Consider the following 25,120-nt stretch of genomic DNA (forward strand, 5'->3'; position numbering starts at 1 on the left):
CTTATTCTTTTTTAGATTATAGGTTACCCAGTTGGTATTGCAACTCAATGAACTGCTGGTTATATTGATTTATAAACTGTATATGATTTTGTTTTATCCTGATGGCGCTGTTGAGTATTGTGATATAGTTCACATAATCAATTTCACCTTCCTTAGAAGCCAGTTCTGCCGTAGTAATTTGTTCCTCGGCCAAAAGCAATGCACCTTCCTGATAATAGTTAAGTGTTTTTTGGGTCTTTTCCAATGATTTTAATAGTTGGGAAACCCTACTTTCGGTCATTGCTTTTTGTTCGAGATATTGGTTCTCGGCAACCATAGCATCTGCCTTGGCAGCCTTTACCCTTGATTTCTGTGGAAAGAACCAAAGCGGTATGCTAATACCGGCCTGATATGCGCTAAAGCCAGACACATCATTGTACTTCAATTTATCATAACTTATGCTGAATTTTGGTAGGAACTCGGATTTTTCAACACCTATATTCGCTTTGCTTACTTCGGCATTTTGCATAGCATATTGAAGCAAAGGATTATTGGCTGCGGAAGCCGAATCCAAATTGGCCAAAAAATCCATTGGTTCATAGGTCAAATTCACAGTTTCAATTTCTTGGTCAATGCCCAAATACTGCTTCAATGCTCTTTTTGCAATTTCAATATCATCATAGGCTTGTTGCCTTAATACTTGAATCTGCTGATATTCGGAAGAAGCCGCAATAAACTCCAGCTTGCCTGTTTCCCCTGTGTCATAGCGTAATTCGGCAGCCGTCCTAAAGTTGGCATAAACACTGTCCAACTGTTCCGCAAAACGCAATTGTGCCTTGTTATAATTGATAAGGTCATACGCCTGCATCACATTACGAATCAATTGCTGCTCATTGACAGCATAGAATTTTTCGCCCAATTTAACCCGTTCTTTGTAGAACTTGTTTTTTGAAAAACCCGAAAGCAAATCAATATTGCCCTGTTGTACACCATACGTACTCAATATTCCTTGTTGCACCCCTTGGTCTTCTCTACCGGTATATAAAGAGGTGCTTCCTAAATCAAAACTTGTTCCTTTCATAGCCTTTTCCCGTTCAATAAAAGCTTGGCTCTCTTTAAGGGATGGATAATTTTCCTTGGCCATAGATATGGCTTCTTCCAAGGTAAGGGTTTGAGCCAACTGGTTGTCCTGTGCATTTGCTGCATTTGGGGTTAAAAAACCTCCCAAACTCAATAATATAATAATAACCGTTGCGCCTTTCTTAATGTAACTTGCGTCACCATCATTATCCTTCTTTTCTTTTCGGGATTCCAGCCAATAATAAAGAATAGGAATAACCACCAAGGTCAGAAATGTTGCCGTAAGCATTCCTCCAATGACTACTGTCGCCAAAGGTCGCTGTACTTCTGCACCACCAGAGGTAGAAATCGCCATTGGGATAAAACCCATAATTGTTGTAATGGCTGTTAATAAAATTGGACGTAAACGTTCGTGCGTTGCTTCGTATATACGTTTTTTTAAATCTGTCATTCCACTGTCTTTTAATTCATTGAATTTGTTTATGAGTATGAGTCCGTTTAATACGGCAACTCCGAAGAGCACGATAAACCCGACTCCGGCAGAAATACTGAAAGGCATTCCACGAATCAACAAAACGAAAACACCACCAATGGTCGCCAAAGGCACTGCCATATAGATCATCAAGGCCTGTGTAACTGAATTTAAAGCAAAGTAAAGCAGAACAAATATTGTTAATAGAACGATTGGAACTACAATCATCAATCGGTCTGAAGCACGTTGAAGGTTTTCGAAAGAACCTCCGTAGGTTACAAAATAACCTGGTGGCAGTTTCACGTCCGTTTCCAATTTTTGTTGAATTTCCTCGACCATCGATTTTACATCGCGCCCACGAACATTGACCCCTACCGAAATACGACGAGAGGTATTGTCCCTTGAAATCTGCATCGGACCTGGCTTATAGCTGATATCTGCAACCTCCTTTAAAGGTACTTGTGCACCGTTTGGCAGGTCTATGAAAAGGTTTTTTAAGCTATTGATGTCTTGTCGATATTCCTCTGCCAAACGAATGACCACATCGAATCGTTTTTCCCCTTCAAAAATGACTCCTGCCTGTTCTCCAGAAAATGAAGCACTTACATAATCATTCAGCTTGTCAACGGTTACACCGTATTGTGCCATTTTTGCCCGGTTATACACCACTGTCATTTGTGGCAAACCGCTTGTAGCTTCTACATTGAGGTCAGCCGCTCCGGGAACGGTTCTGATGACCGCTGCGATTTCCTGTACCTTGTCTGCCAAAACGCCTAAATCTTCTCCGTACAGTTTGATTGCCACGTCCTCACGAACCCCTGTAAGCAATTCATTAAAACGAAGTTCTACAGGTTGGGTAAACACGAAATTTACGCCGGGAACTACTGAAATTTTTTCCTGTATTTTTTCTATCAGTTCTTCTTTACTATCTGCGGAAGTCCATTTACTCTTATCTTTTTCAAGAATAATATAACTATCGGCAATATCCATAGGCATCGGGTCTGTCGGTATTTCGGCCACACCAATCCTAGAAACTACTGTTTTTACTTCCGGAAACTCATTGATTAACTTCTGAAGTTTCTCTGAAGCCTCAATAGATTCTGTAAGACTGCTCCCCGGTTTTATCAATGCTTGAAATGCAATATCGCCTTCATCAAATTTAGGGACAAATTCTGCTCCCATATTGCTGAAAATAAATCCTGAAATCAAAAGCAAGGAAACCGCGCCTATAACCACACCTGCCCGAAAGCGAAGTGCAAAATTTAATATAGGCAGATAGATACGATTCAGAACATCCATAATTTTATCACTGAACCTATCAATCTTGTTTTCAAACTTGGCGAACCAACTATTTTGATTTTTAGCAGGTTTTAAAAATAATGATGACATCATTGGCACGTAGGTAAGACAAAGGATAATCGCTCCTAAAACGGCAAAACCAAATGTAAATGCCATTGGCCGGAACATTTTCCCTTCCACACCGGTCAAAAAAAGAATCGGTGTAAAAACTATAAGAACAATTAGTTGACCGAAGAAGGCAGAATTCATCATTTTACTTGAAGAATCATAGGCGATTTCATCCATTTCAGCTTGGTTGATGGCGGTTGTGGATTTTTTCATCCGTTGATGAATGTGGAAAACCGCCCCTTCCACGATAATCACCGCCCCATCTACAATAATTCCAAAATCGATCGCACCCAAGGACATTAAATTTGCCCAAATGCCAAATTGTTTCATCAAAATAAATGCAAATAATAGACATAAAGGGATTATCGAAGCTGCTATCAAGCCACCACGGAAGCTTCCTAAAAGCAAGACCAAAACAAATATGACGATTAGGGCTCCTTCTATTAGATTGGTTTTAACGGTACTTGTGGTTGCCTCAATAAGTTCACTTCGGCTTAAAAAAGCATCAATATAAACGCCTTCCGGCAGGGATTTTTGAATTTCTACAATACGCTTTTCCACATTTTCGATCACGTCGCCTGGGCTTTCGCCTTTCAGCATTAAAATTTGTCCACCAACAGTTTCGTGTCCATCTTGGGTAAACGCACCATAACGCACTTGGTTTCCGTAGCCCACTTTTTCGGCAACGTCCCTTACCAAGACAGGGCTTCCATTTTGAGTGGTCACAACCGTGTTTTCCAAATCGGCGATACTTCGAGCCAGCCCTTCGCCACGGATAAAATTGGCTTGGTGGTTTTTTTCAATGTAAGCACCACCGGTATTAGCATTGTTCACTTTAAGAGCTTCAAAAACCTGATTCATTGTAATGCCAAAACTTTTTAGTTTATCAGGATTTATGGCAACTTCATATTGTTTTACATAACCTCCAAAAGCATTGACCTCGACTACGCCTGGCACTAAAGCCATTTGGCGTTTTACAATCCAATCTTGGATGGTACGAAGCTCCATTGCGTCATATTTGTCTTCATAGCCTTCTGTCACTTTTAAGGTATATTGAAAAATTTCGCCCAGACCTGTTGTTATGGGTGCCATAAAAGGTGTGCCAAAACCTTCGGGGATTTCTCCGGCAACTTCGGTTAATTTCTCCTGTACCAATTGCCGTGGCAGATAAGTGCCTGCCTCGTCCTTAAAAACAATGGTAACCACGGACAGCCCAAAACGGGATACTGAACGCAGCTCGATGACGTCAGGAAGATTGGCCATTGCCAATTCTACGGGATAGGTAACAAATTGTTCTATATCTTCTGTCCCCAAGTTTGGGGCCACGGTTATTACCTGTACTTGGTTGTTTGTTATATCGGGTACAGAACCCAAGTTTATAGTGGCCATAGACCAAATGCCCGTACCAACAAGTGCCACTATAAAGAGCCCAATAATAAACTTGTTATTAATGGAAAATGAAATGATTTTGTTAATCATAGAAAATGTATTAATTCAGTTAAATTTTTCGATACAATTCTGATATAAAAAATAGAATTAAACGAAATGAAAAGAACCATATAGGCTCAAAAATTGGATATTGTTATCCTTTAAAAAACTGAATTATGCCCTTGGTGGCTGTAAAATGGAAGTAGTAAAATCTTTTTCTGTACTGTTTAAGTAAAGAAAATTTTGTGTAGAAATGTAAGGAAAATCAAGTTTCAAATCTGCAAATTGATAATATGTTGCATTAATATGGCAACATTGGCAAATACAAAAAGGCGAACATAAATCTGAATCTTGGTGTTGATGGTCATCATCCATAGATTGTGAGATTTCTGTTTTAGCATCATCATCAGACGCGACATAATCTGCACAAGGTGCTAAATTAAGAGCGAAAATATAAATTGATAATATAAATGCTATTGATTTCATTATTACAAATATATAAATTATTTAGTGCAATGGTTGTGCAAATAAAATGATTAGTCTTTATTTCATTAAATCAAATTAGAATTTTAGCTTAATATAATTAAAAAAGAGCCTTCCGAAAAAGACTCTTTCATTATTTGCTTAATGGTCGTGATTTGAATGGTCTTCTGATTTCATTTCACTTGACTGATTCATCAACATTTCGTGATCGTATTTACAACAACCTGGTAGATTTTTGTAGGCTTCTTCACTACCAGCTACTTTTTCAGTATCGTAACCTGAAGCTGCTATTGCTTTATGGATTGCCATTGCATCGGTTTTTGTTTCATCAAAGGACACATCAATCTTCTTTTTATCTACATCCCAATTAGCACTTGCAACACCTTCAACACCGTTAGCTGCTTTTTCGATAGTGTTTTTACACATTCCGCAATTTCCTCTTACACCAAAAGACAAATCTGTCATTGCCATATCTTTTGACATTTGTGTAGTGGTTGTTTTTGTTTCTTTTTTTGTTTGACTATTACAACTTGTTACACCTAAAGCTGCTATAACAGCTATACTTAAAATTACTTTTTTACTCACGTCGATTACATTTTTGTTTTTGTGTTCGTGATTTTTCTTTGAAAAATTCATTGTTTTAAAATTTAATTGTTATTATTTGTATTTAATTATTCTATAACTTGTTTTACCTCTCCACAGGTTAGCATTGCTTCGCCAAAATATGGATTGATTACTTTTTCTTCTTTGCTTAACCAATAGGCACCTTTATTACTATCTGCCATTGGACAAAACTCTACATATACCTTTTCATTGATACCAAATAGTTGCACAGCTTTAATTAAATGCGAAGACAAATGTTTAAAATGATTTCTTTGCTCTTTTATATTTGCTGCTTTAGAAATAGCAATTGTTGAAGATTTAATTTCTTTTACTAATGACATCCAATGATTATGAGCTTCATCTTTAACTAATTTCATATCCACATTATTCAAATTATCAAGTAAACTATTTGCATTTTCTGATGCTTTATTTGAGTTATCTTTAACAAACGCATCCTTTAAATTAATATAGCTTTCAAATACTTTTTTTAATTGTTTCTGAAATGCTTTTGATACTTCTAACCGTTCATTCATATTGGTATGGTCTGTATTATTTTTTGATGAATTGCTATCCATACCTAAATGTCCTTCGTGACCAGTCATTACTTTTCCTCCATCTTTATTCATCATAGATTTTTTTCCTTGTAATTGTGCTGCTGCATCAACTGTAAAAGTTCCATTGGTTACAATTTCATCTCCATTACTTAAGCCTTCTAAAACTTGATAGTTATCACCAATTTTATTGCCCAAAGTAATTTCACGCATTTCGAAAATAGGTTGTGTAGAATCTGTTTTTATATAGACAACAGAACGTTTTCCTGTCCATAAAATGGCAGATGAAGGCACGAATAATGATTTTTCTTTATTAGAGGTTACCTCTTTAATTTTCCCTTCAATAAACATTCCTGGTTTAAATACTTCGTCTTTATTATTAAGCACTACTCTTAATTTAACAGTACGAGTTCTGTTATCTAAAATAGGATCAATAAAATCTACTTTACCTTTAAATTTTTTATTAGGATAAGTATTTGTTGTTACGTTTATTTCTTGCCCTTTTTTAAATAAGTCTATTTGGTTTTCGTACACATCAAAGTTTCCCCAAACTGAATTTAAGTTTGCAATTTTTAATAGAGGTTGCCCTTGTTTTATATAATCGCCTTGCTCTACTAATTTTTCTGTTACAGTACCAGAGATAGTTGCGTAGACAGGAAAATTTTCTTTTACTTTTCCTGTTTGTTTTATTTGATTGATTTGCTTTTCAGAAAGTTTCCATAATTTTAATTTATTACGAACTGCTTTATATAATGCCGGTTGTGATTCCTTTAATGAAGCTGCTGTAATTAATTCTTGCTGTGCTGCATATAATTCTGGTGAATAAATGGTTGCTAATAATTGCCCTTTGTTTACTTTTTCTCCAGTAAAACTGACATTTAAGCGTTCAATTCTTCCAGAGAAATAACTGACTTGCACAGCATTTGCTTTTTCATTGGCAACAATTTTACCTGATAGTTTAATACCGTTATCGTCTGCTTTACTACTACCTACAATTGATGTTTGAATGTTGGCCAACGCCATTGCATTTTTTGTTAATTTGAATTGGTCTGCTGCTAAACCATCTGCTCCAGCTTCGGCAGGAATTAAATCCATACCACAAATAGGGCAATCACCAGGTTCTGGTTGCATAATTTGTGGGTGCATTGAGCAAGTCCATTTTTGATTGGTTTCTGCTATTTCATCGTGATTATGTTCAGTTTCTTTGTTTGATGAACTACCGAATAACAACCAACCTAATAATAAGCCAACTGCTAATATTACTATGTAAACTATATATTTTTTCATTTTTCTATATTTTAATATTTCTTAATCTTAATGCGTTTGCAATTACTGATACTGAACTAAAACTCATTGCTAAAGCTGCAATCATTGGTGAGAGTAATAACCCGAATATTGGGTATAAAACACCTGCTGCAATGGGCACACCCAATACATTGTATATAAAAGCAAAAAAGAGATTCTGCTTTATGTTTTTAACAACAGCGTGACTTAATTTTTTAGCTTTTACAATACCTTGTAAATCTCCTTTTACTAACGTAATTGAAGCGCTTTCAATAGCTACATCTGTACCTGTACCCATTGCAATACCAACATCTGATTGTGCTAAAGCTGGCGCATCGTTAATACCATCACCTGCCATTGCTACAACACTTCCTTTTTGTTGAAGTTTATCAATTTCATTCAATTTATCTTCTGGAAGACATTCTGCTTTATAGTGTTTAAGGTTTAATTGTTCTGCTACCGATTTTGCAGTATTTTTATTATCACCAGTTAGCATTATTACCTCAACACCATTATCTTGTAGTTGTTTAATAGCATTTTGACTTGTGGTTTTAATGGCATCGAAAATAGTTACATATCCAACAGCTTCATTATCTACTGCTATATACGATACTGTTTTACCTTGTTCTTGTTCTGCAACCACATTAGTTTCTAAATTTTTAGAAATAGTTATGGCAAACTGCTCTAATAACTTTGCATTACCTAAAGCAACTTTTTTGTTTTCAACAGTACCTATAACACCTTTTCCTGCTACAGCTTGAAAATCGTTTACTTTTGTAATTACAGTATTTTTAGATTTACCATAGTTTACAATAGCTTCTGCTAAAGGATGTTCGCTATATTGATTTAAGGAAGCAATGAAATGAAGTAGCTTTTCTTCTTTTAAATTATTAATTGAGATTACTTTTTCAACTGATGGTTTTCCTTCAGTAATCGTACCTGTTTTATCTACAATAAGCGTATCTACCTTATTCATTTTTTCTAATGCTTCAGCATTTTTAATTAATACACCAGATTGTGCACCTCTACCAACACCAACCATAACAGACATTGGTGTTGCCAAACCTAATGCACAAGGACAAGCAATAATTAATACAGCAATTGCATTTACAAAGGCAAAAACATAAGCAGGTTCTGGACCAAAAATAGCCCAAACTATAAATGTTATTACTGCAACAACTAATACAATTGGAACAAAGTATTTAGATATTCTATCTGCTAATTTTTGAATAGGTGCTTTTGAACGACTTGCATTATTTACCATATGAATAATTTGAGAAAGTAAGGTTTCGGAACCTACCTTTTCAGCTTTCATAATAAATGACTTTGTACCGTTAATTGTGCCAGAACTTACTTTATCGTCTATGCTCTTATCTACAGGAATTGGTTCTCCAGTAATCATAGATTCATCAATGCTACTATGACCTTCTACAATACTACCATCTACTGGAATTTTTTCTCCAGGCTTAACTCGTAATAAATTGTCTTTTTCAATTTTATCGATTGCAATAACTTTATCTTCTCCATTAGTAACCAATGTTGCTGTTGAAGGCACTAATTTTAGTAATTCTTTTATTGCGCCACTTGTTTGACTATGTGCTCTTGCTTCTAATAATTGACCTAATAATACTAATGTTAAAATTACCGTTGTAGCTTCAAAATAAACAAATACATTACCATCGGCTGTTTTAAAATCTTGTGGAAATACATCTGGAAATACCATTGCAAATACACTAAATAACCACGCGATACCCGAACCAATACCAATTAAAGTAAACATATTCAGGTTCATTGTTTTTATTGATGTGTAAGCACGTTTAAAGAACATCCAAGTTGCATAAAACACTACAGGGATTGATAATGCAAACTGAATCCAGTTCCATTGTTTTTGTTCTAAAACATTATATAAAGGATTATTATCTAATGCTTCTGACATTGCTATTAAAAATATTGGCACAGTAAAAATTACAGCTATCCAAAACTTTTTCAACAATTTTTTATAGGTTTTGTCTTCTTCTGAAATATCCGCTTCTAATGGCACTAAATCCATCCCACAAACAGGACAAGAACCTGCTTCGTCTTTAATTATTTCTGGGTGCATTGGACACGTAAATTGGCTACTTGTTGTAGTTAAACTTCTTTCTTCCACCAAGTCCATTCCACAAACAGGACAATCACCTGCTTTATTATATGTTTTGTCTTCTTCGCAGTGCATAGGACAATAAAATGTACCTGTTCCTTTGCCTTTAGGTTGTTCCTGCTTTTTTTCTTTATTAGGTTGGTGTTTACCTTGTTTATGAATACTATATCGACCACCATCATCTTTTAATGCTTTTTGAAATATTTCAATTGAAATATGTGATTGCATTTCAATAATAGCTTCTGATTTTTCTAAATTGACTTTTACGTTTGAAACATCATCAACTTTTGAAAGTGTTTCTTCTACGTGACTGCGACAACCGTTGCAAGTCATTCCGTGTATATGATATGTGTGTTTCATTATTTTATTTTTGTGCCTGACAAGGGAAGGGCTATTAACCAATTAATTAGTATTTCCTTCCCACATCAGGGCTTTATTTTAAATTGCCTTTTAGTTTCTTTATATAATCAATAACCAATGTCTTTTCAGATGTTGATAATTTTGCGTTTTTATGAATTAAGGTGTAAGATGAAAGTGGCATTTCATTGTTCTTAATCTGATTAATAATTGACTTTAATTTGCTATTCTTTCTTCTGGTTGAATACGTGTCCCAGTTATTAAAATTCAGCTCTTCTTTTCCATCGGCAATATGGTTTTCGAGAAACCAAGCAATGGGTTGAATTTTATTATACCAAGGATAGCTTGTATTATTACTGTGACAATCATAACAGGACGTTTGCAATAATGTATTGATATTTTTAGGTGTATTATTTACCAATAAAAAATCTGTTTTTGGTACGATATTACTTTGGTTTAGTTCTGTAGGCATAAACTGTATGCCTACAAAACACACCACTAAAACCAATGCTATGATTTTTACAATTTTCATTTAGTTAATCTCTTTTTGCACTTTACCACATTTCAGCATTTTACTACCGTAATAAGGATTTTTAATTTCCTTGTTCAAACTTAACCAAGCGCTGCCACCATCATACATTGGACAAAATTGTTGATATAAAGTATTTTTAGTACCGGTAATTGCAACCATATCCATAATATCCTTACTCAATGTTTTAAAATGTTCTCTTTGGTGATCTATTTCACTTCTACCAATATGTTCTGCGTGTTCTTTGGCATCTGTAATAATATCTTTAAGTTCTTTTTGCTGTTCAACAGTAAAACCATTTATTTCAAATTTGCTCAAAGTATTGTTCAATTTATCGCCAGCTTTAGCAGCTTTGTTTTTGTCGGTTTCTACTAAAGCATCTTTAAGTATCATATAGTCTGCTAACACTTTTTGAACACCTGAATTTTGTGAATTATCATCCATCATATTATTGGATTTATCCATTTTGTTATGGTTCATTTCTGAATGAACTATGCTGTCTTGAGTATTCTCCTTTTTTGCATCTTTACAAGAAATTATTGTAAGATTTATTAAAGAGATTACTAAAATTGCTACTATTGTTTTTAAATATTTCATTTTTATTGTTTTAAATTATACTTGTTTTTAGTTGCTTAAATAATTGATGATTGTGGTTTGTAAATAATAAGTTTTAATCGATTCTATTTGATTCATTTGAAACTTTAATTGCAGTTCTTGAATGTCTAAAACATCATTAAAATCAATTGTTCCTGTTTCGTAACTTTTGATTAATATTTGCTCTGCATCATTAGCTTGCTTCAAATTTTTGGTTTGAGTTTTATAACTTATTCTTGCAGACACTCTTTCTTTTATTGCTTTATCTAAAAGCGTTTCCAAAGTATTTAAGCGTTCTTGTTTTTGTGCAGTAATTTCCTGCTGTTGTAACTCGTTTTGCTTTGTTTTCGATTTATATTTTTTATTAAATATTGGTATTGATAAAGACACCATTGGCATTACAATATCCTTTCCGTTATCGCTGAAATCCATATTTGGTCTTTCAGCAACATTGATATAATCTAATCCGAAACCAATCATTGGACTGCTTTCTTTTTGATTTAATAATTCGGATTGTTCTATTGATTGATAGAGTTTATCAAATTTCAGCAATTCAGGATGTAATGCTAAATTTTCAGAAGTAATATCAAAGTCTTCAGAAGGTATCATCAAACTATCTACCACATTTACGGTAACATCATTATCTCTATTCAATAGATTATTGAAGTTAGTTTGTTCTGCTAAAAATTGTTGTTGCAATACATCTTTTAATTGTTGCATTTCGTTTTGACGCATTTGCAATCGCAACACATCTACTGCGGATGCTTTACCAACCTCAACAGAAGTTAATGCCAACGTCTCATAAGTTTCTAATAGTTTAATGTTTTCAGTTAAGACCTCTTGCTTTGCTTTGTTGGCGTATAGATTATAATAGGATTGTGATACCGAAGCCATTAGTTTTCGCTTTGCGATAACAATGTCCTCGTATTTAGCATCTGCCAATGAACTGACATAGTTTTCTCTCGATGTAATGGTTCCGAACCACGGTAACATTTGTTTAGCAGATACTTTAAAGCGTTGTGCACCTGTTCTGGTTTCCGGTTCACTTACAAAGTAGCCGACACCAAATTCGGTATTAGGAATGGTATTGACTTCTTTTACTTTTTCAGAAGCTCTTTTGTATTGTAACTCAAACTTTTGAATCTCTGGGTTGTTCGCTACTGCTTCATCTATAAGTGTTTCTAATTTCTGTGCATTTACAAAGAGACTCAAGAATAACGAACAAAGCATAAAGACTGTTTTTATGTGTGATTTTATCTGTTTCATTTTACAGTTCTTTTAAGTTGAAATTCGGCTTTCCAGCTATATAATACTGGAACTACAAATAAGGTTATTAAGGCTATAAGCATTCCACCAAAACTTGGTATTGCCATAGGTATCATTATATCGCTTCCACGACCTGTAGAGGTTAATACTGGTAATAATGCTAAAATGGTTGTAGCTGTAGTCATTAAACAGGGTCTGATTCGTTTTTCTCCTGCTTCAACTACTGATGCTCTAATTTCCTTTTTATTATCTGGTGTGTTTCTATCGAATGTTTGGGTTAAATAAGTTGCCATTACTACACCATCATCGGTTGCTATACCGAAGAGTGCAATAAACCCAACCCAAACTGCAACACTTAAATTGATTGGGTGCATTTGGAATAAGTCGCGTAGGTTTTCACCAAAGAAATTGAAGTTTAAAAACCAACCTTGACCATAGAGCCAAATCATTATAAAACCACCTGCAAACGCTACTGCGATACCTGTGAATACCATTAAGGACGTACCAACCGAACGGAACTGGAAATACAGAATTAAGAAAATGATTGCCAATGCTAACGGTACAACAACCGATAAGGTTTTTTCCGCTCGTAACTGATTTTCATACGTTCCTGTGAATGCATAGTTGATTCCTTTTGGTACAATTAACTCACCAGAATCTATCTTTTCTTGAATCAATGCTTGTGCATTTTCAACAACGCTTACTTCTGCAAAACCATCTAATTTATCAAACAAGACATAACCTACTAAAAAAGTATCTTCACTTTTAATGACTTGTGGACCTTGTTCGTATCTTATAGTTGCCAATTCGCTTAATGGCACAGGACTACCTTTTTCAACTGGCACATAAATCTGTTGTAAGTCTGTTGGGTTTGCGCGTAATTCTCTTGGGTATCGTACTCGTACGCCATATCGCTCACGACCTTCTACCGTTTGCGTTAATACCATACCGCCAACTGCTACTTTTAATACATCTTGAACATCTTGTATCGAAATGCCATAACGTGCAATTTTTTCTCTATCAATATCAATTAACAAATAGGGTTTCCCTACAATACGGTCTGCAAAAACAGCTTCTTTTTTAATACCTTCAGCTTGTTTTAAAATCCCTTCTAACTGTACACCAAAGGCTTCAATTTGTTTTAAGTCTTGACCTTTAACCTTTATTCCCATTGGTGCACGCATACCTGTTTGCAGCATTACCAATCGTGTTTCAATAGGTTGTAGTTTAGGTGCAGAAGTAACACCAGGTAACTTGGTAACTTTAACAATGTTATTCCAAATATCGTCTGGTGATTGTATTTCAGGTCGCCAGTTTCGATAAAATTCACCATTATTATCTTCTATTAATTGTAACCTTTCTACAGCGCTCAAAGTGACATTTTCTGTATTATTAGGATTAGCGATGAAACGTCCATCTTTTAATTCAAATAAACCATCATCATTTACTTTGTAACGTTGACGTTCTCCGTTTTTATTCAGCATATATTCTGGTTTGTACTGAATAATATTTTCATACATAGACAAAGGCGCTGGATCTAAAGCTGATTCTGTACGACCTGCTTTACCAACTACAGTTTTTATCTCTGGAATACTGGCTACTGCCATATCCAACTGTTGTAACACTCGTTTGTTTTCTTCTACGCCAGAATGAGGCATCGAGGTTGGCATCAGTAGAAATGAGCCTTCATTTAATGAGGGCATAAACTCTTTGCCTGTATTTTTCATAATGAAAAAACCTGCAATTACAATAGCGGTTGGCACAGATAAAAAGAGCAACTTATTATCTAAACACCACCTTAAAATACGTGTGTAATATTTGATAAATAATGAGAAAACACCTAATAAACCAAAACAAATAACACTCACAAAAATGAGGTTCAAAAAGATGCTTTTACTAACGCCTAGTGGTCTCCAATACTCTGCTAATAAGAACACAATTGTAGATACTGAAATAATGATATTGATAAGATTAGCTTGTTTCTCTGATACTATTTCTTGTTGCTTTATAAGTGCAACAATTCCAAATCCAACCAATATTAATCCTAACCAATAACCGTATACTATTGCAGCAATACCTAATGCTATTAAAATGCCATTTAAAACATATTTAAAATTGGTTTTAATGCTTTTCTTTTTAAATAAAAATGCAGCAAAGGGTGGTATTAAAAACAACGCTACAATAATTGAAGCTGTTAAGGCAAATGTTTTAGTAAAGGCTAACGGTCTGAATAATTTTCCTTCAGCTCCAATCATTGTAAATACAGGAATAAAACTTATAATGGTTGTCATTACTGCAGTTACGATTGCGCCAGACACTTCTGCTGTAGCATTGTAAACTACCGTATTAATTGATTGTGTCCCATCATCTTCATCTAAATGCCGAATGATATTTTCTGATAGTATGACACCAACATCGACCATTGTACCAATAGCAATAGCGATACCTGATAAAGCCACAATATTAGCATCGACACCAAAGAGTTTCATTGCTATAAATACCATTAAAACCGCAACAGGTAATAAGCCAGAGATTAATACAGAAGCACGTAAATTAAATACCATAATGATTATAACTAAAATGGTAATCAGTATTTCTAATGTTAATGCTTCATTGAGTGTGCCTAATGTTTCTTGTATCAGTTCTGTTCTATCGTAAAAAGGCACTATGGTAACTTGTGATGTTCTTCCATCCGCTAATACTTTTGAAGGTAATCCTGCACTTAATTCGTTAATTTTCTCTTTTACATTATTGATCACTTCCATTGGGTTTGCACCATAACGAGCTACGACTACAGCACCTACAACTTCCGCACCTTCTTTATCCAATAATCCTCTTCGTGTTGCAGGGCCTAATGACACATTTCCAATGTCTTTAATTTTAATTGCGGTGTAATCTTCTGAAGTGACTACTGCATTTTCGATGTCGGCAATAGATTTTACATAACCCAAACCACGAACTAAATATTCGGCTTGGTTAATTTCCAAAGTCTGTGCACCAATGTCTTTATTACTTTCCTTAACTGCTTTTACAACGTGATGCAATCCAATATTATACTGACGCATTAGTTCTGGATTTACGTCTACTTGATACTCCTGAACATAGCCACCTATAGAAGCAACTTCTGAAACACCACTTGCAGATGATAAGGCATACTTTACATAGTAGTCTTGAATACTGCGTAATTCTTGCAAATCCCAACCACCAGTAACATTTCCGTTTTCATCACGACCTTCTAATGTGTACCAAAAAATTTGCCCTAATCCTGTGGCATCTGGACCCAAAGCAGGATTAACACCTTCGGGTAATAATCCGCTTGGTAACGAGTTGAGTTTTTCTAATATTCTACTACGACTCCAGTAAAACTCAATATCTTCTTCAAAAATGATATAGATACTTGAAAAGCCAAACATAGACGAACTACGAATGGTTTTTACTCCTGGAATACCGAGTAAAGATGTTGTTAATGGATAGGTTATTTGGTCTTCTATATCTTGTGGTGAACGACCATCCCATTTAGTAAATACTATTTGTTGGTTCTCTCCAATATCGGGAATAGCGTCTACAGCTACAGGGTTACTTGGTAAAAATCCTGTTTCCCAATTAAATGGTGCATTTACCGTTCCCCAGCCTATAAAGAGAACAAGTAATAATACTGCTACGAGTTTATTTTCTATTAAAAATTTGATGCTTTTATTTAGCATTGTCTTTGATTATTAAACAGTTAGACATAGGTGTTAAGAAAACACCGAATACAAAAAATCATCCTTATGACATACAGCCATAGGATAAAACAGTCTAATGTTTAAAAATCAAATTAAATAAGTCTCGTCAATCTTGAAGATTTGCTTGACGACAAGTGGTGGTTCGTATTCTTCGAAAGAAGATACGTTATTATCTAACCCTTCAAAAAGGTTAATGTAAGTATATACGAAAGAAGCAATAAATACCTGCTGCTCAAAAGTAATTTTATCAACTTGAAGTTGTAATTCATTTTGACCATCAACAGCTAATTGTTCATCACTACAACAATTCTTTTTTGTTATAGAACACCCATCAGTTAATGGGTTTTCCATTTCCATTCCACAGGTTTCTGCTTTATGGAATATAGCTGTATCCATTAAAGTATCTCCACAATAGTGCATATCTACAGTAAATGACATTGTAGAAAATAACACTACAAAAGCCATTAAAAGTGACATTATTTTATGGAATACTTGTTTCATATTGAAAACAAAGGTATAAAATTTAATTCAATTTGAATAGATTTTAACTTTGCTTTAAATAAAACTTGATTGGTTTTTGGTTGTTTTTACACCTTTCTCAAATTTTGCTCTTAATGTTTTCATATCATCACTTACCTTACGTTCAATCACTTTAGCATAAATTTGTGTTGTTGAAATGCGAGAATGACCTAAAAGTTTAGATACTGTTTCAATAGGTACGCCATTACTTAAAGTTACTGTTGTAGCAAATGTATGTCGTGCCAGATGAAATGTTAGATTCTTTTCTATTCTGCATAAATCTGCTATTTCTTTTAAATAAGCATTTAATTTTTGGTTTGACATTTTTGGAAATACAGTAGCATTTGCTAATGATTTTGGATTTTCTTTATACTTATTAATTAAAGTAAGTGCTTTAGGTAGTATAGGAATTCGTAAGGCATTGTTTGTTTTCTCTCTTTTCATAATTAACCACAACTCGCCATCTATACCATAATTAATATCACTTGCTGTTAAGTTTATTACATCAATATAACTCAAGCCGGTGTAACAGGCGAAAACAAATAGATCCTTTACTAATTGTAGTCTTTCAATTGAATAATCTTTTTCTTCAATTTCGTTCAATTCCATTTCAGTTAAATAGCCTCTTTCTACTTTTACAAATTTAGATTTGAAGTTTATAAACGGATCTCTTTCAATCCATTCCAGTTTATAAGATAGTGTAATCATTTTTCTAAAGCGTTCAATATGCTTCATTACAGTATTGTTACCCATTGGTTTTTGGTGATCTGTGGGTGTGAAATTTCTTAAGTATTTTTCAAACTTTAAAATGAAATTATAATCCAATTGCTTTAAATACATATCTGTAACTTTATATTTTACAAAAATGAAATCTGCAATGTACCCTTGTGTTGTGAAGTAATTTTTTTGAGTACCCCATTTGAGTTTCCCTACCATATCTTCATTATGATATTTTATGATATCATTTAAAGAATAATTTTGTTCATCTTCTTTTAGGTAACGAGCCTTAACGGTTTGAGCTGAAGTAATCTTACCTTCGGATTTTAATTCGTTTTTGGATTGGTGAAGCTCTGAAGATACCTGGTCCAAATATGCGTTAATAATTCGAGCCTCTTGGTTGGTTCCTTTTACTTTGTTTTTGGCAGAGCTCCAAAATTCAATTTTAATTTTTCGTTTGAGGCTAATTTCTGCTCTTTTCCCATTTACCGTTATACGTGCATAAAGAGGTGCTTTTCCATTTTTAGCTTTTGATAGTTTGAGCCAAAACAGAATACTAAACGTTGTCGAAGTTTTCATATCTTTCGTCTTTAGTTAAACATTTGTTTACTGACGAAAGTCAAATCAATAATTCGGTTACCTATATACCTATTATAAAATGGTAACCGAATAGGTCACTTTTTTAATCAAATAATATCAAATCTTATGATTGCTTAAAAATCATAAAACCTCGATAATCTTACGATTACCAAGGTTTTGATGTTAATTGATTATTAATTTTGTCGGGGTGGCAGGATTCGAACCTGCGACCTCCTCGTCCCAAACGAGGCGCGATGACCGGGCTACGCTACACCCCGAATAATTATCGGTGTGCAAATGTATAAAAAATAAATACATCTGAAACAAAAAATAATAAAAATTTTCAGAAAATATTATAGCTTTAGTTTATCGCCTAATAATCAAAATATATATTAAAAAAAGATAATAGAACTAAAAAAAAATTACATTTGTAATTCCAAAAAAATTAAGACGATGGCAGAAAAAATTAAATGTTTGATTATTGGTTCAGGACCAGCAGGATATAGTGCTGCAATATACGCTGCAAGAGCAGATATGAAACCTATTATGTATACAGGTATGCAAATGGGAGGGCAGTTAACAACAACAACCGAAGTTGATAATTACCCAGGATATCCAAACGGAACTGATGGAACAGCAATGATGAACGATTTACAAAAACAAGCTGAACGTTTTGGTACAGATGTTCGTTTTGGAATGGTTACTAAGGTTGATTTAAGTACAGAGGTTGGTGGTATTCATAAAGTTATTGTTGATGAAACTATCGAGATAGAGGCTGAAACAATAATTATTTCAACAGGTGCAACAGCTAAATATTTAGGGTTAGAAAGTGAACAGCGTTTAATAGGTGGTGGAGTTTCGGCTTGTGCTACGTGTGATGGTTTCTTTTATAAAGGACAAGATGTTGTGGTTGTTGGTGCAGGAGATACTGCGGCAGAAGAAGCAACGTATTTAGCAAATATTTGTAAAAAAGTTACAATGCTAGTTCGTAAAGATTTTATGAGAGCTTCTAAAGCAATGCAACATCGTGTAGATAAAACAGCAAATATCGAAGTGTTATATAATACCGAATTAGATGAGGTTTTAGGAAAAGATGTTGTTGAAGGTGTTCGTGTTGTAAACAACCAAACAAAAGATAAAAAAGAAATTGCGGTTACAGGAGCTTTTATAGCGATTGGACACAAACCAAATTCTGATTTATTTAAGGGAGTTTTAGATATGGATGAAGTTGGTTATTTAATAACTAAAGGAAAGTCTACGAAGACAAATTTACCTGGAGTTTTTGCAGCAGGTGATATACAAGATAAAGAATACCGTCAGGCAGTTACAGCAGCAGGATCAGGTTGTATGGCAGCTTTAGATGCTGAGCGTTATTTAGGTGCTTTAAAATAAGTAACTAAGTTACTATTAGAATAAAAAAAGCTTCCAAATTTGGAAGCTTTTTTTACGATTAATATTTTTGTTCTTCTATTGATTTCGTAATAGTCGATTCTGTAGTTCCTGTATGTTTGGTTGTTTTACTTTCAATAAGCATAATCAAACATTCTTTTTTTGCGGATACTCTATGATTTACGCCTTTTTTAACAACAAATAAATCTCCTTTAGTCATTGTAAAACTAGGCTCATTTTCAATTTCCATTAATAAAGAACCTTCAGAAATAAAAAACAGTTCATCTTCGTTTTCATGATTATGCCAAGGAATATCTTCTCCTTTAATCTTCGCTAATTTTACATATTGATCATTAACTTCGGATATTATTTTTGGAGAAAAATAATTTTCTATAGTTTTAAATTCGGCGTTTATATTCATGATAAGAAGATTCTAACTAGATGCTTTTTACAAAATCTAAAAAGACTTTTTTATGACGGTCAAGATCCATATCAGGCGAAAGTGATACACGAGCAATATAATCTTTGTCACCTTCTTTAGTGGTTCCTTGTGTTGATGTTGCAGGTATCGTCCAATAACAACCTTTTAATTGTCCGTAACTTACACAGTATTTGCTTTCATTCGGAATTTCAGTAATCATTAAATTGATTAACTTTAAATTTAAAGCTCTTTTATAGGTTTCTCTTTCTTCATCAGAATTTCCTTTTGTTGGAAGATCTAAAGAAAAAACAGAAGGAGTAAAGCCTTGTTCAGCTAATTCTTCTGAAACAAAATTAATTTTAGCAGCAGGTAAAACCTCATGAATAAAGTTTACAAATTCACGGGTGTTTTTATAAGCATCTATAATTCGCTGATTCATAGAAGGCATTTGTTTTGCTAATATTTCATACTGAAACTCTGTAGCTTCATTATCGCAAAGATTTAAATGCATTTCTATTTTATTGATTAATGCAGTTGTTTTTTCGTTACCAATACAATAACCAGCAGTACATTGTCCACCACTAGGAAATTTAGATCCACTAGCAAAAGAAATTGTTCTTACAGTTGATAGAATTTCATTTTCACCTAAAAAATGAACATTCGGACAAAATGTTTGATCTAGAATAAAAACAGGATCAATGGCGGTTTCTCCAGAAGAAGTTGTACGTTTTTTACTTAAAACTTCTTTTAACTCAATAAGGTTAGGAACTTCAACTCTAGGGTTTGTAGGTATTTCAGCAATAATATACGGAACAGCATCTTGGCTAGCGATTTTTGCCAACACAATTTCAATACTCTGTACCATGTCATTATCACCATCTACTGGTAAATCTACAATTTCAACATTTTTAATACAAGCAGCAACACGCCTTGCTTGGTCGTTTGTTCCTCCATAACAATTAGGTGGTACAATTATTTTTATATCTTTTCCGCTATGTTTCTCTAGGGCATCATGTATCAGTCCCATTAAAATAGCATACTGAATAGATAATCCGCTTGATGCTACTAATGGTTTTGTATTTGCTCCAGTAATTTTTTTAATAGAATTTAAGACACTCGTTTTATTTGAACTATCAATTTTTTCATTTTCAATGGATGTTTTGCTAGTTAAAGCCTTTAAGGCCACAAGAGAATTACTAGGTGTCATAGCAACAGTTTCTCTTCTTCTTACGTGCTGAATATCTGAAATATAACTTTCGTTCTTCTCGCCGTTTATAACTAAAACACTTCCTATTTGAGAATGAATATTGATTAAAAAATCAATAGCAGTATTTAAGTTAAGTGAACCAATTTCATCTTGTTGAGAAATGAATATTGTGCTACCATCAAATTCAGGAATTTCAGCTGTTTCTTTAAGTTGCTTCAAATCAAATTTATAACCATAAATATGCTGAATAGTTTCAACATCAAAACAGTTTGGTAACTCTCCTTTATAAACTATTTGAGTGTTTTTATTTTCTAATAAATTTTTTCTTAAGATTGCTAAAACAGGAACTGTCTTAGAATCAAAACTAATTACGTTTTCTGATTTAAGGTTATTTAAATTGGCAATTCCCCATTCTAAAACACAAGATAACGGGTGTCCTAAGCGAATATAATCATATGCAGTTGGCAACTGATCAAGTGCCTTTAATTCAGAATTATTATTGTTGTATAAAGTTTCAAACTTTTCTAAAAATTCTTTTTTTGCTAATTCTTCATTATAAATATCTAATCGATGTGTTGTAATATTTAACCAACCTGTTGGCATATTTTTTAGTACATCTTTAATATAATTTACTATTTTATTCTTTTGCATAATGTTCACTTTTAAATAGGTTGCAATATACGTTAATTAGATTTTTTTAAAAATATTGCAACACGTTTTGTTAAGCTTTGTTTATAGCTTATTAACGTTATTTTATAGGTAGTCAAATAAGAATAGTTTACTTACAATTATCATTGTTTATTATTGCTTTTTTTTGCAATTAATATAGTGTGTGTTTCAAACGCTGAATCTGATTTTTTATACTCTTTTTCAATTATGTTGATAATAAGCATATTGTGTAGTTCTATTTCTTTTTTCATCGTTTCTAATTCATGATAATAAAAGTAAACACTGTTTCCTGAACTTCCAGATATGAATCCTAATTTCTCGGAATTCCCGTTTACAAAACTTAAATATAAAATACCTTTATTATCTAATATGTTAGTACAATCTGAAATAAGTTTAGAGCAATCATTTTTTGATAAATAAGGGATTACAAATCCGCATATAATTCCATTAAAAGTATTTTGTACCGTTTTTAAGTTTCGGCAATCTAAAACCTGCGTTTTAATACTATTAATAATTTGAAGTTATAGGGATAAAAAAAGACCGTCAAAAATTAATTTGACGATCTTTAAACAAACAACTAAATTCTAAAACCTATAAAGTTTAAGAAGATTTTAAATCAGTAATTAGCTATTACAATTAGATAACAAATCGTTACTATAACAACTCTGGCTAATTATGAAATATATTATTACCTAATTCCTCTTAGAGGATTAGAAGCAGTACTTATTTTCTGCTTTTAATTTTTCTGCAATTGTGTTACGTAACTCAACTACGTTAGGGTAGTTTGCGTATTTTGTAAAACGCTTAAGACCCATTAACATCATACGTTGCTCATCACCTTCTGCAAAAGAAATAATTCCTTCTTTAGCATTTTTGATAATGATATCTACAGCGTTGTATAAATATAATTGAGACATTGCAATTTGCTCTTTTTGAGAAGCTTCACCAGAACGTTTTGCATTCTTTTCAGTTCTTAAAATAGCAGATTCTGCCATGTAAACTTCAATTAAAATATTAGAAGCAGCAGTTAATAATTGTTGGTGCTGTTCTAAGTCTGGTCCATATTTTTGAATGGCACCACCGGCAACCATTAAGAATACTTTTTTAAGCTTTGCAATCATTCCTTTTTCTTCAGCAAATAACTCTGAGTAATCTGGAGTATCAAAAGAAGGAATACCTAATAATTCGTTACCAACAGCTGTTGCTGGTCCTAATAAATCAACATGACCTTTCATTGCTTTCTTTACTAACATACCAACAGAAAGTAATCTGTTAATTTCGTTAGTTCCTTCGTAAATACGAGCAATACGAGCATCTCTCCAAGCAGACTCCATTGGAGTTTCTTCAGAGAATCCCATTCCTCCAAAAATCTGAATTCCTTCATCAGCACAAGCTTGTACATCTTCAGAAACAGCTACTTTTAAGATAGAACATTCGATTGCATATTCTTCAACACCTTTTAATTCAGCTTCTTGATGACTGCTTCCTTCTGCTTCACGCATTGAAATTCTGTCTTCAATATTTTTAGCAGCTCTATACGACGCAGATTCACCTACGTAAGAATTAGTTGCCATTTCAGCTAATTTCATTTTTATAGCACCAAACTCTGCAATAGGAGTTTTAAATTGCTTACGTTCTGTAGCATATTGTGTAGCATAAGTGATTACTCTTCTTTGAGAATCTAAACAAGCAGCAGCTAATTTAATACGACCTACATTTAATGCATTCATAGCGATTTTAAATCCACCACCACGAACAGATAACATGTTTTCTACTGGTACTAAAGTATCGCTAAAGAATACTTGACGCGTAGAAGAAGCACGAATACCTAATTTGTGTTCTTCTTCACCTAAAGTTACTCCGTTAGGATTTGCTTTGTCATATTCTAAGATAAAACCAGTAATATTTTTGTCATCACCGATACGAGCAAAAACAATAAAAATTTCAGCAAAACCTGCATTCGAAATCCACATTTTTTGACCGTTGATCTTATAGTTTTTCCCGTCTTCAGTTAACTCAGCAGTAGTTTTACCAGAGTTAGCATCCGATCCAGCACCTGGCTCCGTTAAACAGTAAGCACCAAAACGCTCACCCATTGCTAAAGCAGGAACAAATTTTTGTTTTTGTTCTTCGGTGCCATATAAAGTAATTGGCATAGTACCAATACCTGTATGCGCACCAAAAGCAGTACTAAAAGAACCTGTACCACTTGAGATATAATCACAAGTTAACATGGTAGAAACAAACCCCATTCCTAATCCGCCATAAGCTTCAGGAACAGACACACCTAAGAAACCTAATTCACCTGCTTTACGCATAGTTTCTTCGGTTAAAGCATAATCTTTCTTTTCGAAACGTACTTTATGAGGAATGATTTCACGGTCGTTAAATTCTTTAACCGCTTCTTTCATCATTACTTGTTCTTCAGAAAAATCTTCTGGTGTGAATATATCTTCACATTTTGTTTCTTTTACAAGGAATTGACCTCCTCTTAATAAATCTGCCATTTTTGTTATTTTTTGTTGTTAGTTTAAGAATTCGAAAATACCTGCAGCACCTTGACCGGTACCTACACACATTGTTACCATTCCGTATTTTCCTTGCATGTTACGTTTGCGCATTTCGTCGAATAATTGAACAGATAATTTTGCTCCGGTACATCCTAATGGGTGTCCTAACGCAATTGCTCCACCATTTACATTAATGATGTCTGCATTTAATCCTAATTCGCGAATTACAGCTAATGATTGTGAAGCAAATGCCTCGTTCAATTCAATTAAGCTGATATCTTCTTGTTTTAATCCTGCTTGCTTTAATGCTTTTGGAATTGCAGCAACTGGCCCGATACCCATAATTCTAGGCGGTACTCCAGCGGCAGCATAACTTACCATACGAGCAATTGGTTTAAGGTTTAATTCCTTCACCATATCTTCACTCATAACCATTAAAAATGCAGCGCCATCACTTGTTTGAGATGAGTTACCAGCAGTAACACTTCCGTTAGTAGCAAATACTGGACGTAAACGCTCTAAACCTGCAATGTTAGATCCTTTACGAGGTCCTTCATCTTTGGTTACTGTATATTCTCTTGTTGCGCGTTTTCCGTTTGCATCTACATAAGTTTCTTCAACTTTAATAGGAACAATTTGGTCTTGAAAACGGTTTTCTTCTTGTGCTTTTAATGCTTTTAAATGAGATTGTAAAGCAAACTCATCTTGGTCTTTACGAGAAACGTTGTATTTCTTAGCAACTTCTTCTGCAGTATTTCCCATACCCCAGTAATAATCAGCATGACCAGCCGCAACTGTATCATAGTTTAATTCTGGTTTAAATCCTGTCATTGGTACAGAACTCATACTTTCAGCTCCACCTGCAATAATACATTCAGCCATTCCTGATTGAATTTTTGCAACTGCCATACTAATCGTTTCTATTCCTGAAGAACAAAAACGGTTTACGGTTACTCCAGGAACATCCTCAGTTTTTAATCCCATTAAAGAGATTAAACGTGCCATGTTTAAACCCTGAGAACCTTCTGGCATTGCATTACCAACAATAACATCATCAATACGACTTTTGTCAAAATCAGGTAACTGCTCCATCATATATGCGATAGTTTCAGCAGCTAATTCATCAGCTCTTTTAAATCTGAACGCACCTCTTTTAGACTTTGCTATGGCAGTTCTATATCCTTTTACTATATATGCTGTTTTCATATTTC

The 25,120-nt window shown here is 33.9% G+C and carries 16 protein-coding genes and 1 tRNA gene; 1 reads left to right on the forward strand and 16 read right to left on the reverse strand.

Annotation, left to right across the window (positions count from 1 at the left end; all coding sequences use genetic code 11):
* Window positions 1–16 precede the first annotated feature (16 nt).
* The 12 genes from AC28QF_RS12170 to AC28QF_RS12225 form a co-directional block, all read right to left on the reverse strand.
* Window positions 17–4,417, reverse strand: coding sequence for a CusA/CzcA family heavy metal efflux RND transporter (locus AC28QF_RS12170; protein ID WP_488202054.1), 4,401 nt, complete (start codon window positions 4,415–4,417; stop codon window positions 17–19).
* A gap of 123 nt (window positions 4,418–4,540) precedes the next feature.
* A complete protein-coding gene (locus AC28QF_RS12175) occupies window positions 4,541–4,852 on the reverse strand; it encodes a DUF6660 family protein (RefSeq protein WP_218773174.1) in 312 nt (103 codons plus the stop codon).
* Window positions 4,853–4,990: 138 nt separating this feature from the next.
* Window positions 4,991–5,485, reverse strand: a complete 495-nt coding sequence (locus tag AC28QF_RS12180) for a heavy-metal-associated domain-containing protein (protein ID WP_218773173.1) — start codon at window positions 5,483–5,485, stop codon at window positions 4,991–4,993.
* Between the two features lie 35 nt (window positions 5,486–5,520).
* Complete coding sequence (locus AC28QF_RS12185; protein ID WP_488202053.1) at window positions 5,521–7,290, reverse strand: efflux RND transporter periplasmic adaptor subunit; 1,770 nt, start codon at window positions 7,288–7,290, stop codon at window positions 5,521–5,523.
* Between the two features lie 4 nt (window positions 7,291–7,294).
* A complete protein-coding gene (locus tag AC28QF_RS12190) occupies window positions 7,295–9,787 on the reverse strand; it encodes a heavy metal translocating P-type ATPase (protein ID WP_215968330.1) in 2,493 nt (830 codons plus the stop codon).
* A gap of 73 nt (window positions 9,788–9,860) precedes the next feature.
* A complete protein-coding gene (locus tag AC28QF_RS12195; protein WP_068704614.1) occupies window positions 9,861–10,316 on the reverse strand; it encodes a heme-binding domain-containing protein in 456 nt (151 codons plus the stop codon).
* On the reverse strand, window positions 10,317–10,910 hold the full coding sequence (locus tag AC28QF_RS12200; protein ID WP_068704612.1) for a DUF3347 domain-containing protein: 594 nt from the start codon (window positions 10,908–10,910) through the stop codon (window positions 10,317–10,319). It abuts the gene before it with no gap.
* A 27-nt stretch (window positions 10,911–10,937) separates the two neighbouring features.
* On the reverse strand, window positions 10,938–12,173 hold the full coding sequence (locus AC28QF_RS12205) for a TolC family protein (protein ID WP_488202052.1): 1,236 nt from the start codon (window positions 12,171–12,173) through the stop codon (window positions 10,938–10,940).
* Window positions 12,170–15,877 carry an efflux RND transporter permease subunit gene (locus AC28QF_RS12210; RefSeq protein WP_488202051.1) on the reverse strand — a complete coding sequence of 1,236 codons (3,708 nt, stop codon included), beginning with the start codon at window positions 15,875–15,877 and terminating at the stop codon, window positions 12,170–12,172. Before AC28QF_RS12210 ends, AC28QF_RS12205 begins: the two co-directional genes overlap by 4 nt.
* 108 nt (window positions 15,878–15,985) lie before the next feature.
* A complete protein-coding gene (locus tag AC28QF_RS12215; protein ID WP_068704607.1) occupies window positions 15,986–16,399 on the reverse strand; it encodes an HYC_CC_PP family protein in 414 nt (137 codons plus the stop codon).
* Between the two features lie 54 nt (window positions 16,400–16,453).
* Entirely contained in the window at window positions 16,454–17,713 is a 1,260-nt protein-coding gene (locus AC28QF_RS12220; protein WP_068704605.1) for a site-specific integrase, read from the reverse strand.
* A gap of 203 nt (window positions 17,714–17,916) precedes the next feature.
* Window positions 17,917–17,991, reverse strand: a tRNA-Pro gene (locus AC28QF_RS12225).
* A 175-nt stretch (window positions 17,992–18,166) separates the two neighbouring features.
* On the opposite strand from AC28QF_RS12225, the gene trxB reads away from it, so the two are divergent.
* Complete coding sequence (gene trxB / locus AC28QF_RS12230; protein ID WP_488202050.1) at window positions 18,167–19,105, forward strand: thioredoxin-disulfide reductase; 939 nt, start codon at window positions 18,167–18,169, stop codon at window positions 19,103–19,105.
* Window positions 19,106–19,163: 58 nt separating this feature from the next.
* Here the strand turns inward: trxB and AC28QF_RS12235 are convergent, their stop codons facing one another.
* The 4 genes from AC28QF_RS12235 to AC28QF_RS12250 all read right to left on the reverse strand — a co-directional run bounded on the left by AC28QF_RS12235 (window position 19,164) and on the right by AC28QF_RS12250 (window position 25,115).
* The gene (locus AC28QF_RS12235) at window positions 19,164–19,523 is read right to left on the reverse strand and encodes a cupin domain-containing protein (RefSeq protein ID WP_488202049.1); all 360 of its coding nucleotides are present in this window, start codon (window positions 19,521–19,523) and stop codon (window positions 19,164–19,166) included.
* A gap of 16 nt (window positions 19,524–19,539) precedes the next feature.
* Window positions 19,540–21,381, reverse strand: coding sequence for a PLP-dependent aminotransferase family protein (locus AC28QF_RS12240; protein WP_488202048.1), 1,842 nt, complete (start codon window positions 21,379–21,381; stop codon window positions 19,540–19,542).
* Between the two features lie 728 nt (window positions 21,382–22,109).
* On the reverse strand, window positions 22,110–23,906 hold the full coding sequence (locus AC28QF_RS12245; protein ID WP_488202047.1) for an acyl-CoA dehydrogenase family protein: 1,797 nt from the start codon (window positions 23,904–23,906) through the stop codon (window positions 22,110–22,112).
* Between the two features lie 18 nt (window positions 23,907–23,924).
* The gene (locus tag AC28QF_RS12250) at window positions 23,925–25,115 is read right to left on the reverse strand and encodes an acetyl-CoA C-acyltransferase (protein ID WP_488202046.1); all 1,191 of its coding nucleotides are present in this window, start codon (window positions 25,113–25,115) and stop codon (window positions 23,925–23,927) included.
* Window positions 25,116–25,120 lie beyond the last annotated feature (5 nt).

The organism is Tenacibaculum sp. M1.3A, assembly GCF_057732375.1.